Consider the following 10833-nt stretch of genomic DNA (forward strand, 5'->3'; position numbering starts at 1 on the left):
CCCCGTGTTCCTTTTCCGGCGGTGACTGCGTCGTCAGCGCTGCGGGCCTCGAGGGTCGGGCCCGGAGGCCACGTCCTCCTGGGCGTGATCCTGCCCGTCGATCCGTGTGAGGTCCTGAAGTCGGCGGACTTCGTCCACCATCGCCAGCAGCGCGTCGAGACTCGCTGTGGAGAGCCCGTTCGCCCGCAGCGCCAGGTTCCGCACCTGGGCGTCGCCCAGCGCCGAGGCAAGCGCCAACTGGGCGTTGACCTTGTTGGCCACCCCCTCGTTGACGAAGTACTCGACGGGAACACCGAAGAACTCGGCGAGCGCCTCAAGATGGTCGAGTGTGACGTTGGACTTCTTGCCTGTGGCGAGTTCCCACAAGTAGGTGCCGGAGATCGCCCGTCCGGTGGTCTCCCGTATCTCCTGGGCGAGCTTCGCGTACCCGGGCCGTCGACGCTCGTCGGGGTAGAGCGCGGCGATCAGCGTGGTCAGCCGCTGGTCGATCTTCCGCTCGCAGGGCGGACCCGAGCGTCTGGACTGAGATCCGCTCATGCTCGTCTGTGTTCCTTCCATGTCGGAACGGCATCCCGCCGGCCCCCTCCGCTGACACGAACGAGTACCACCCCCATCACCATATGATCACCCGCCCACGTTGACGAGCTACCTTCAAGACGTAGCGGCCCGCCCCCGGCTCGAAAGCGCCCCGGGCCCCGGTTCACTGTTCCCGGCGCACTGTCCGCGCGCACTATTCCGGGCGCGAGGTGCGCGGTTCGACGTGGAAGTCGAACGCGACGGTCCCGGGGTCGACGGCCGTCACACCGCCGTCCACCGTGAGCACCGCTCCGTTGACGAAGGAAGCGGCGGGAGAGAGGAGCCACGCGATGGCCTCGGCGACCTCGCGCGGCTCGCCGGGGCGGCGCGCGGGAATGAGCCGGGTCGCCATCTCGTACGCCGCATCGATGCCGCGCTCGCCCGCATCGGTGCCGCCCTCCCCCGCGTCGCCACCGACCAGGCCCGCCTCGTCGGCGAAACGTGTCATCCGCCGGTCGGCCATATCGGTGCGCACCCAGCTCGGGCACACGGTGTTGGCCCGTACGCCGCGCGGCCCGTAGTCGACGGCCAGGGATCGGCAGAGCTGGAGCAGAGCGGCCTTGGACGTCGCGTACGCGGCGTTGCCCACGCCGTTGCGCAGCGCGGACACCGAGGCGACAGCGACGACCGAGCCCCGTGCCTCCAGCAAGTGCGGGAGCGCGGCGCGCTGCAGAAGGAACGGACCGGTGAGGTTGGTACGCATCACGGCCTCCCAGTCCTCGACCGACAGCTCACCCACACCGCCGCCACGCCCGATGCCCGCGTTGAGCACGAGCCCGTCGAGCCGGCCGTACGCGGCCACTGCGGCGTCCACGAGACCGCGCACGGCGTCGGGGTCACCGATGTCGGCCGGGTGGGCCAGAGCTCCGGTCTCCTCCGCGAGGCGACGCAGCGGATCGGGTCGCCGCCCCGAGACGACCACGTGGTGCCCACTCGCGCGCAGCAGCCGGGCGGTGGCGGCACCGATACCCGTTCCCCCGCCGGTGATGATGACAACGCGCTTGTCCGCCATGTCTGTTGGCCTTCCAAGTGGTCCGTACGGTCTCCATGATCGTATGCGCGCCCGCTTCTCAACCGGTCATCGCGGCTGCCCCTCCCCGGGCCACCCGGTACGGGCGGCGGTGCCAGTCCATGACCGACCAGGGCAGGGCGAGGTCGGCGAGGTCGTCGATGGTCTTGGGTTCGAGTCCGGTGATGGGGGCGACCGTGGCGTGCCTGCGGTAGACGGTGTCCATGTAGCGATGGCCCGTGTCGGCCGCGATGAAGACGTACTGGCGGCCGGTGCCGAAACGGGCTTCCCACGCGGCGGCGAGGTAGGCGCAGCCGGAGGACATCCCCCCGAACACACCGTGCTCACGGTAGAGCCGCACCGTGGCGGAGATGGCCTGCTCGTGCGCGATCCAGTGAATGCGGTCGTACAGGGCATGGCGCACGTTCCGGAAGTGCACCGGGCTGCCGATACCGGAGATGCTGGCCACGGGGTCCTCGACGGGCTCGCTGCCGAAGGTGACGCTTTCGAAGGGCTGGACGCCGACGAGTTCGGTCTCGGGCCGTACCTCACGGAGGTAGGTGGTGAGTGCGCCGGTCGAGGCGCCGGACCCGACCCCGCCGACGAGCGTGAGCGGCACATCGCCGAACTGCTGGTGGATGAGCCGGGCGCAGTCGCGGTAGCCGAGGTAGTGGTAGTCCTCGTGGTACTGCTGCATCCAGTACACGTCGTCTCGTTCGGCGAGCAGCTCGTGGACGCGCTCGAGGCGTACCTCCAGGTCCATCTTGTCGACGAGGGGTCCGGGCGGGATGGGCACCTGATCCACCTCGGCCCCCAGCAGTTCCAGTTGGACCACGACGGACGGATCGACCTTGGTGGAACAGACAATGCGGCACTTCATGCCGTACTTGTGACAGGCCAGAGCCAACGAGTAGGCGTAGGTCCCGCTGGAGCTGTCCATCAGCGTGTCGCCGGGGCGCACACGGCCGGTGTCGAGCAGATGCTTGACGGCCGCGAGCGCCGAGTAGACCTTCATGGTCTCGAACCGGGCGACCACGAGGTTGTCGCCGAGCCGGACGAGATCCGGGAGTTTCACCGCGTCGGCGATGTGATCAAACATGTCCCCACCCCACTTGCGAGAATTGGCACTGGTGGCCCAGGCCGAGGAAGAACTCGGAGAGTTCCGCATGGGCCTGCTGGTCGGGGCGCCGCCGGAAGAGGTATCCGATGACCGTGCCGGTGTGGGCCACGAAGAGTCCGTCGGCCCGGAGCTCGGCGCGGTGATCACGGAGCATGTCGAAGGCTCGTTTGGGGATGACGCCTTGGGACAGGGTGGCACTGCGTGTGGCAGCGGCCGCGACGGCTGTGGCGTCGGAGCGGGCGAAGGCCGCCACGAGATCGTCGACGCAGTCACGGTAGGCCTCGCGGAGGCGACTGTAGTGGGCGAGCAGCGTCGGCCCGGCCGCCTCGGTGTCGACGGTCCCTTCCTCGGCGATGTAGCAGGCGTACAGGCCCACCTGGGCGCCGAGAGGGCGGACCACTCGCTGTGTGGCGCTCAGATAGAGGGCGAACTCGTCGAGGAACACGCTGTCGGCACGTTCGATCCGGCCCAGGATGCCGGTGACGGCGTTCTGGTCGTACGGGAGGGCGAACAGCCGGAAGAGACAGCGCAGGGTGGCGACGATGTCCGCGGTGGAGCTGGCCATGCCCTTGCCCATGGGCAGTTCGCTGTGGAAGGTCATGCGGCCGGGAGGCATGGTGAGGCCGTAGCGATCCAGGAAGAGACTCATGGCGCGGGCGGCCTTGTGCCGGGTGTCCAGGGCGGAGGCGTCGAACTCGGTGCCGTCGGGGTCGACGGTGAAGTGGCACCAGCTGAACTTGTCGACTGGCAGCGAGACAATGGAAATGTGGGGGATGCCGGCCTCCCAGTGCGGTCCCTGGAAGAGCTCACCGAGGGTCCCCCTGCTGACGCCGCTGTGGACGGCCGGACCTGTGCCGGGCGTGGCGCCCCGGAGAGGATGGCGTCGGGTCCGTGGTTCCCGCAGGTCAGCGGAGGTCCGCGGCATGACCGGCCCTTCCCGGAGCGGTGGTGGCCAGCGCGGAGAGGATGATGTCCAGGCCGCGGACGAGTTCTTCGCGGCCGATGATGAGCGGTGGCAGGACCCGCAGCACCTCGTCGCGGCGGCCACAGCGCTCCAGGACCAGACCGTCCTCGAAACACCGTTCCTGGATGCGCCGGGCCCGGTCGGCGTCCGCCGTGTCCACGCCGACCACCAGCCCGCGGCCACGGACGGACAGTCCGTGCTCGGCGACGACCTGCTGGCCGAAGCGCTCCAGGGTGGCGGCGTTCTCCGCCAGAAGTCCCAGGAATTCCGCGTCACTCCAGTACTCGAGAGCGGCCGTTGCCGTGATGAAGGCCAGTTGGTTGCCCCGGAAGGTGCCGCTGTGCTCACCGGGTGCCCAGACATCCAGCTCCGGGGAGATCAGCAACAGGGACATGGGGAGCCCGTATCCGCTGATGGACTTCGACAGCGTGATCAGATCGGGGACGATGCGCGCCTGCTCGAAACTGAAGAACTCCCCGGTACGGCCACAGCCGGCGAAGATGTCGTCGACGATGAGGACAATGCCGTGCCGCCGGGTGAACTCACGCAGTTCGCACAGGAATTCGGGGGAGGCGCAGTAGATACCGCCGTCGGACTGCACTGTTTCCAGGATGACCGCTGCCGGGAGTGGTGTGCCGCTGGATGTGTCCGCGACCATCCGCTCCAGATAGGCCAGGGAGTCGAACGGGCCGGTGGGACCCTCGGGGTAGGGCACGAAGACAGTGCCGTGTGCGTCGGTACCCAGGGCCGCGCGGGTGGCGAGATCACCGGTGACGGCGAGGGAGCCGGCGGAGACACCGTGAAAGCCGCCGTAGAACGAGACAACACCGCGGCGGCCCGTCGCCTTGCGGGCCAGTTTGAGTGCCGCCTCCACGGCGTTGGTGCCCGTGGGTCCGCAGAACTGCACTTTGTGGTCCAGTCCGCGCGGGGCGAGGACGGTGTCGTGCAAGGCGTTCAGGAAGTCCCGTTTGGCGACGGTGAAGAGGTCGAGGCCATGGGTCAAGCCGTCCGACGCGATGTGGTGGAGCAGACGGTCCTTCACGGCCGGGGGGTTGTGGCCGTAGTTGAGTGCTCCTGAGCCGCAGAAGAAGTCGAGATACTCCCGGCCGTGCTCGTCGTGGAGAAAGGCTCCGCGGCCCTTCGCGAAGACCGCGGGGAACTTGCGGGAGTAGCTCCGTACCTCCGACTCGAGTCGGTGTTGAGGGGGCTGTGCCCGAGAGGGTAAGGGTGCCGACGGGGTGCGCATACGGTGCTCCTTCGACCTGGTGGATCAGTGTGGGAGGACGTCGTGGATGAGTGCGGCAGGACGTCTTCGAGGCATCCGGCGACCGCGTCGTGGGCGGTGTCGCGGTCGCGGCTGGTGGGGGCACGAGGGCTCCTCCGACACGGGCCGAGCCCGATCGGAACTTCTGGAGTGGTTCACAGGCACGGGAACGCGCGCCCGGCGGACGCCGACAGGAGCCCCGGGGAGTTCACCCTCACCGCAATGGCAGCGCCCAAGCAGGCCGCCACACAAACATCTGGACGGTGTGCTGTCAACGAGGTGGATCAGCACTGAAGGTCGGCATGGGTTCCGTTTGAGTCGCGAATGAGCCCTTGGTGTCTGCATTTACGGGAGTTGAGTCATTCCGGAATAACACGCGGACCACCCCCGGGTCCGTCCGTCGTCCAAGAATCCTCTCCTACGGCCCCAGGGCGGCGCGGGGTCTTGGCCGCGATCTGAGGGGTCCCCCAGCTTCCTGCGTTGCAGCTTCATGTGCCCCGTGAACCCTGGAGGCCGGTTCCGCCGCCGGGCCATACTCGGCGCACTTCCCTCTCTCATGAACCAGGCTGACGATTGGAGAATCCGGCGTGCACGTCGCAGCTCTCGAATGGCTCACCTTCGGGCTCGCCAGGGCGGTCACAGCCGCCGTCGAGCGGGGCCTGACCCTCCACCTGCTGACCTCCGATCGCACCGAATACGCCTTCGGGTTACGGCGAAGCGCCCCTGGCTCCCTGGTCATTCACGATGTCGACACATCCGACCCCACGTGCGTGGCGAAGGAACTGCGGGCGATCGACGGACTGGCCGGCCTCATCAGCACCACGGACGTCTGCAGCCTGGTCTCTCTGGAGGTGGCGGCCGAACTCGGTCTGGCGGCCCAGCCCTCCGACGCCGTGCGTCTCGTCCGGGACAAGGGGGCGCTGCGCCGGTACCTGTACATGATGGGCCTGTCGCGGGCGTCCCAGGTGACCGTGGACCCGTTCGCCGCCGATGTCCTGGCCGCCACGGGCATGCTGACGTACCCCGCCGTGCTGAAGGACGCGTCGGGTACTGGAAGCGAAGGGGTATGGATCGCGCAGGGCCCCGACGATGTGCCGGGCATTCTCGACGCCGCCCGCACCGGCCGCCTGCGGGGCGGGGTGCTCACCGCCGAGCCGTACTTCTCCGGGCCGCTGTACAGCGCCGAGACCCTGAGCTGGGACGGCGAGACCCGGTTGCTCGGCATCAGCAGCCGGCTGCTGTCGCCGCTGCCGCACTTCCGGGAGGAGGGCGAGGCGTTTCCCGTCGCGTTCCCCGAGCCGCAGGCCGCCGAGCTGGCCGGCTGGATCTCCTCGGTCCTGAACGGCATCGCATACCGCGGCTTCTCCCACACCGAGTTCATCATCACCGACGACGGCTACGAGATCGTCGAGATCAACCCGCGGCTGGGCGGCGGCATGATCGGCGAGCTGATCTGCGACGCGTACGAGACCAATATCTACGAGGCCTTCTTCGACATGGCCCTCGGGCGGCGCCCCGCCCTGCTCGACGCGCCCCTGGTCGCGGTGCGCGGTATGGCCGAGGTCGACCTCATGGCCGACCGGACCGGCGTGTTCGACGGCTTCGACGGAGAAGACCGCCTGGCCGGCCACCCCGGCTCGCCCCGCCTCTGCTCGGCACGCTCCCACGGAGAGACCGTCGACTCTCTGACCGACTGGCGGGGCAGTCTCGGGTCCATCGTGGCCGAGGGCCCCACGGCGGAACTCGCCATGCACAACGCGGCGGCGGCAGCCCGGCTCGTGCGCCCCCGCGTCATCTGACGACAGCCGCCCCCTCCGACGACGGCCCCTTTTCCCGCGCAGGACGAGGCGTCCGCGGCAAAGAGGGGCGGTCCGTGACACCTATCCCTGACGACTACTGGGCGGAGCTCGACGATGGCCACATCTGGCACCCCTTGTACGGAACCGCAAGCAGCCGCCGAGCCGGGTCACTCGCCACGCCGCCCCGTACTGACCCCACGTCTGAAGTTCTTCCTGGTCTCCTCCTTCCTACTGCCCCTGGGCAGCTTCATGGTGCTGCCCTTCATGTCCGTCTTCCTCCGCCAACGCCTGGGCTTCTCCATGAGCGTGGTGGGCCTGGTGATCGGTGCGGCGTCGCTGGTGCAGTTCTCCGGTGGCATGGTGGGCGGCATCGTGGCGGAACGCGCCGGACTGCGCCGCACCATGCTCGCCGGGCTGACGGTGCGGGCCGGCGGCTTTCTGCTCTTCGCACTTTCACCGGGCGCACCCGCACTGGCCGTGGCCGCGCTCCTGCTGACCGCTGCGGGTGACGCGCTCTACACCCCGGCCAACAAGGCGTACGTGGTCCAAGAAGCCGGCCCGGACCGCCGTCCGCTGGTGCTGTCGCTGACCAACTCGGCGCAGAACAGCGGCATGGCGGTGGGTCCACTGATCTCGGGACTGTTCATCATGACCGCGCCGGTGCCGGTCTTCGTGTGTGTCACTGCCGTGTTCACGGGTGTGGCCGTCGCCCATGCGGTGCTCCTGGCACCCGACCGTCCGGTGCCACGCTCTCCCGACGAGCGCAGGGAAGTGCTTGCCAGGGCTCTGCTCAAGCCGCCCATGCTGGTCGGCGCGTTCGGCACCTATGTCTATATGTTCTTCCAGAACTACTTGGTCGTCTATCTGTCGGATCGCCATTCCGCGGGCGCCTTCAGCCTTGTCCTGCTGGTGAACACGGTCCTTGTGATCACGATCCAGCCGCTTGCCTCCGGTTGGATCGGCCGGCTCCGTTTCCGTACGGCGACCGTTGCCTCCTTCGCCCTCTTCGGAGCGGGATTGGCTCTGGTCGGCGTCTGCGGACTGGTGGGCGTCTTCGCGGGGACGGTGTTCGTGTCACTCGGCGAAGTGATCATCTTCCTCAAGTGCGACCTGACGGCCCTGGACCAACTGCCGGACCGACCGGCCGCGGCCGTGGGCACGGTGCGTATGGCGGAGGGCCTGGGTGCCCTTGCCAGCGGAGCCATGGGCGGACAGCTCTACGCCGTGACAGCAGACCCGCAAGGAGCAGGTACGCCGGTGTTCTGGCTGGTGCTGGCCGCCCAGAGTGCGGCGTTGGCCGCCGGTGCGGCTCTCGCGTCACGACGTGCGTCGGTTCCCGGAACCGCCTGACCCTTTCCACACCGCGCCGGATCGGGCGAGCCCGGGGGCCGCCCCCGGGTGTCACCGGCTATGGATGACCTGTCGCACGACCCTGGTCAGGATCCACGAGGGTACGCAGATGGCGATGGAGAATCGCGCGCGCGGCATCGGGCGCCACCTGATCGGGATGGAGCACTCCGCCGAGGGTCAGACCGTCCAGGAGCGCGGCCAGCCGATGGGTCTCCAGTGCGATGTCGAGATCACCGGGGACACCACCGGACCGCTGGGCCTCGTGCAGCACGCGCGCGATCAGCTCGCGCGCCTCCTCATACATCCGGCGTGCGCAGGGCCGGAGTTCCGGGCGGGTGCGCGCAGCGGTGATGAACGCCAGCCAGAGCACCGCCTCTTCGCGACGGGTCTCGTCGAGGGGAAGGAATTCGGCGAACAGTTCCTCGGTGCGGGTACGGCGGTCGATGCTCGCGCCAGGGTCGAGGAGCTGCTCGGCATGGCTGCGGATCCGGCCGTCGATGCGCCGCCGCAGCTCCTCCATCGTAAAAATCATCAACTCGGTCTGGCTGGCGAAGTAGTGCCTCACGGAACCGATGGCCAGCCCGGCCTCCTGGGCGACGTTACGCAGTGAGGCGCTTTCCAGACCTTCCCTGCCCACGATGCGGAGAACGGCCTGCGCGACATCTTGGCGCCGGGTTTCGGCTACGACGACTCTTGGCATGTTGCTGTTATAGCACGGCCGCGCTAAATTAACTTCACGCCCTGCGGGGGCACGGACAGGCCGGGAACAAAGGGGTGCAGTGGTGGACACATGGTTACTCGTAACGATCATCGCCGTCGGGGCGGTCGCGGTGGTGATCAAGCGACTGATGGGCGAACCGCTCAACGCCCGGGATCTGTTCGCACCACCGCTGGTGCTCACCGGCCTCGGGATCTGGGCTCTGACCGAAGTGAAGGGACTGACCGGTACGGACCTCGGCTGGGTCATCGTCGGTTCACTGCTCGGTATCGGGCTCGGCGCGGTGCGTGGCGCCACCATCCAGGTCTACCCCAAGGATGGAATCCTCTACCAGCGCTACACCGGTAGGACGTTCCTCGTCATCATCGGGTCCCTTGCGGTGATGGCCGCCTTCGGCTTCCTCGCGGTGCACATGGGCATGCAGGCGGAGGCACGGCCCATCAACCTCTCCATCGGCGTCGGATTCCTGGGCGAGGCGCTGGTCGTCGGCGCCCGGGGACTGTCCACGGGAGTCCCCTTCGCGCCCGAGAAGCCGCGCTTCGAGAGGCCACGCATCTGACAGCCGCACAGCACGACAGCATGACGGTGGCCCGGAGACAGTGACTGTCTCCGGGCCCATTGTTATGGCGGGGTAAGTCGACCTGGTAATGCGTGCCACGTCTGCTGGTGCAGACCGACGCGCGAGGCATTGACCAACACAGCCAGGCACGCCCCCCGGGCCGTGGGGTGACGGTGGAGCTTCCGGCTTCCGGCTTCCGGCACGACGGTGGTTACTGCGCCGCACCCCAGCGGACCGGGGCCATCTGCTTGGACATGATGGTGATCAGCTCATAGGCCGCGTGGGACGCGGCCACCGAGGTGATGTCGGCGTGGTCGTAGGCCGGAGCGACCTCCACGATGTCGGCGGAGACCAGGTGGCAGTCGGCGAGCCCCCGCAGGATCTCCAGCAGCTCGCGGGAGGTGAGGCCGCCTGCCTCCGGAGTGCCGGTGCCCGGGGCGTGCGCCGGGTCCAGGACGTCGATGTCGATGGAGATGTAGAGGGGACGGTCGCCGACGCGCTCGCGCAACTGCTGGGCCACCTCGTCCACACCGCGCCGCATTACATCGGCCGAGGTGACGATGCCGAAGCCCAGCTTCTCGTCGTCGTCGAGATCCTTCTTGCCGTAGATCGGGCCGCGGGTGCCGACGTGGGAGAGGGCGGAAGTGTCGAGGATGCCCTCCTCCACGGCGCGGCGGAAAGGCATGCCGTGGGTGTACTGCTGCCCGAAGTAGTCGTCCCAGGTGTCCAGATGGGCGTCGAAGTGCAGGACGGCGACGGGACCGTGCTTCTTCGCCACGGCACGCAGCATCGGCAGGGCGATGGTGTGGTCGCCGCCCAGGGTCATCAGACGGGCGCCGCTGGAGAGCAGGTCGTCGGCGGCCGCCTCGATCGTCTCCACGGCGTCGTTCAGGTCGAAGGGGTTGGCGCTGATGTCGCCGGCGTCCGCGACCTGGCTGTAGTGGAACGGGTAGACGTTCTGCGCCGGGTTGTAGGGGCGCAGGGTGCGGGACGCCTCCCGGATGGCGTTGCCGCCGAAGCGGGCGCCCGGCCGATAGGTGACGCCGCTGTCGAAAGGCACGCCGACCACGGCAATGTCCGTCTTCTCCACCTGGTCGAGCCGCGGGACGCGGCCGAACGTCGCGGGGCCCGCGAAGTGCAGCGTCCGGTCGGTCTCCGTCGGCGGCAGCGGCGGGGTCACTCCGTTGGGGTGGGCGGTCATGGTGCGATCAGTGCCTTTCCATGAGTACGGCGGCCCGGAGCCTGGGCGGGACCACAGGGGGCGTTCAGGGACGCCGGACCCGCTCGGGCGGGTCGGATACGTGGGGGTGCGAGCGGACCTGGTGGGTTACTGCGGGGGGTTGCCGTGCTTGCGCGACGGCAGGTCGGCGTGCTTGGTGCGGAGCATGGCGAGGGATGCGATCAGCACCTCGCGCGTCTCGGACGGGTCGATGACGTCGTCGACCAGGCCGCGCTCCGCGGCGTAGTAGGGGTG

The 10833-nt window shown here is 68.6% G+C and carries 11 protein-coding genes; 3 read left to right on the forward strand and 8 right to left on the reverse strand.

The window, feature by feature from the left end; genetic code table 11:
- Positions 1–33: 33 nt before the first annotated feature.
- The 5 genes from AB0D12_RS31000 to ectB form a co-directional block, all read right to left on the reverse strand.
- Positions 34–537, reverse strand: coding sequence for a hypothetical protein (locus tag AB0D12_RS31000; protein WP_362690052.1), 504 nt, complete (start codon positions 535–537; stop codon positions 34–36).
- Between the two features lie 193 nt (positions 538–730).
- Positions 731–1588, reverse strand: a complete 858-nt coding sequence (locus tag AB0D12_RS31005; protein ID WP_362690055.1) for an SDR family oxidoreductase — start codon at positions 1586–1588, stop codon at positions 731–733.
- Positions 1589–1646: 58 nt separating this feature from the next.
- Positions 1647–2684 carry a pyridoxal-phosphate dependent enzyme gene (locus AB0D12_RS31010; RefSeq protein WP_362690058.1) on the reverse strand — a complete coding sequence of 346 codons (1038 nt, stop codon included), beginning with the start codon at positions 2682–2684 and terminating at the stop codon, positions 1647–1649.
- Positions 2677–3630 carry a hypothetical protein gene (locus AB0D12_RS31015; protein WP_362690061.1) on the reverse strand — a complete coding sequence of 318 codons (954 nt, stop codon included), beginning with the start codon at positions 3628–3630 and terminating at the stop codon, positions 2677–2679. Before AB0D12_RS31015 ends, AB0D12_RS31010 begins: the two co-directional genes overlap by 8 nt.
- Positions 3611–4915 (reverse strand): diaminobutyrate--2-oxoglutarate transaminase, encoded by a 1305-nt coding sequence (gene ectB / locus AB0D12_RS31020; RefSeq protein WP_362690064.1) that lies wholly within the window; start codon positions 4913–4915, stop codon positions 3611–3613. The genes AB0D12_RS31015 and ectB overlap by 20 nt, the downstream gene beginning before the upstream one ends.
- Positions 4916–5520: 605 nt before the next feature.
- Here ectB and AB0D12_RS31025 point away from each other — a divergent pair.
- Complete coding sequence (locus AB0D12_RS31025) at positions 5521–6732, forward strand: ATP-grasp domain-containing protein (RefSeq protein WP_362690067.1); 1212 nt, start codon at positions 5521–5523, stop codon at positions 6730–6732.
- 114 nt (positions 6733–6846) lie between these two features.
- Entirely contained in the window at positions 6847–8082 is a 1236-nt protein-coding gene (locus AB0D12_RS31030; protein WP_362690070.1) for an MFS transporter, read from the forward strand.
- A gap of 58 nt (positions 8083–8140) precedes the next feature.
- Here AB0D12_RS31030 and AB0D12_RS31035 read toward each other — a convergent pair whose 3' ends face one another.
- The gene (locus AB0D12_RS31035; RefSeq protein ID WP_362690073.1) at positions 8141–8782 is read right to left on the reverse strand and encodes a TetR family transcriptional regulator C-terminal domain-containing protein; all 642 of its coding nucleotides are present in this window, start codon (positions 8780–8782) and stop codon (positions 8141–8143) included.
- An 82-nt stretch (positions 8783–8864) separates the two neighbouring features.
- Here AB0D12_RS31035 and AB0D12_RS31040 point away from each other — a divergent pair, with 82 nt between their 5' ends.
- Positions 8865–9359: a DUF1453 domain-containing protein gene (locus AB0D12_RS31040; protein WP_362690076.1), complete on the forward strand. Its 495-nt coding sequence runs from the start codon at positions 8865–8867 to the stop codon at positions 9357–9359.
- Positions 9360–9570: 211 nt separating this feature from the next.
- On the opposite strand, the gene speB is transcribed toward AB0D12_RS31040, so the two are convergent.
- Positions 9571–10560 carry an agmatinase gene (gene speB / locus AB0D12_RS31045; protein ID WP_362690079.1) on the reverse strand — a complete coding sequence of 330 codons (990 nt, stop codon included), beginning with the start codon at positions 10558–10560 and terminating at the stop codon, positions 9571–9573.
- A 126-nt stretch (positions 10561–10686) separates the two neighbouring features.
- Positions 10687–10833: carboxyl transferase domain-containing protein (locus tag AB0D12_RS31050; protein WP_362687761.1), on the reverse strand; the 147-nt coding region annotated here is incomplete at its 5' end.

Origin of the sequence: Streptomyces sp. NPDC048479, assembly GCF_040651435.1 — a bacterium.
Taxonomy (GTDB): Bacteria; Actinomycetota; Actinomycetes; order Streptomycetales; family Streptomycetaceae; genus Streptomyces.

What these genes read in the sequence shown, in the direction of transcription:
- AB0D12_RS31000 (WP_362690052.1), bottom strand. Translation starts at nt 537, where the DNA reads ATGAGCGGATCTCAGTCCAGACGCTCGGGTCCGCCCTGCGAGCGGAAG.
- AB0D12_RS31005 (WP_362690055.1), bottom strand. Translation starts at nt 1,588, where the DNA reads ATGGCGGACAAGCGCGTTGTCATCATCACCGGCGGGGGAACGGGTATC.
- AB0D12_RS31010 (WP_362690058.1), bottom strand. Translation starts at nt 2,684, where the DNA reads ATGTTTGATCACATCGCCGACGCGGTGAAACTCCCGGATCTCGTCCGG.
- AB0D12_RS31015 (WP_362690061.1), bottom strand. Translation starts at nt 3,630, where the DNA reads ATGCCGCGGACCTCCGCTGACCTGCGGGAACCACGGACCCGACGCCAT.
- ectB (WP_362690064.1), bottom strand. Translation starts at nt 4,915, where the DNA reads ATGCGCACCCCGTCGGCACCCTTACCCTCTCGGGCACAGCCCCCTCAA.
- AB0D12_RS31030 (WP_362690070.1), top strand. Translation starts at nt 6,847, where the DNA reads ATGGCCACATCTGGCACCCCTTGTACGGAACCGCAAGCAGCCGCCGAG.
- AB0D12_RS31035 (WP_362690073.1), bottom strand. Translation starts at nt 8,782, where the DNA reads ATGCCAAGAGTCGTCGTAGCCGAAACCCGGCGCCAAGATGTCGCGCAG.
- speB (WP_362690079.1), bottom strand. Translation starts at nt 10,560, where the DNA reads ATGACCGCCCACCCCAACGGAGTGACCCCGCCGCTGCCGCCGACGGAG.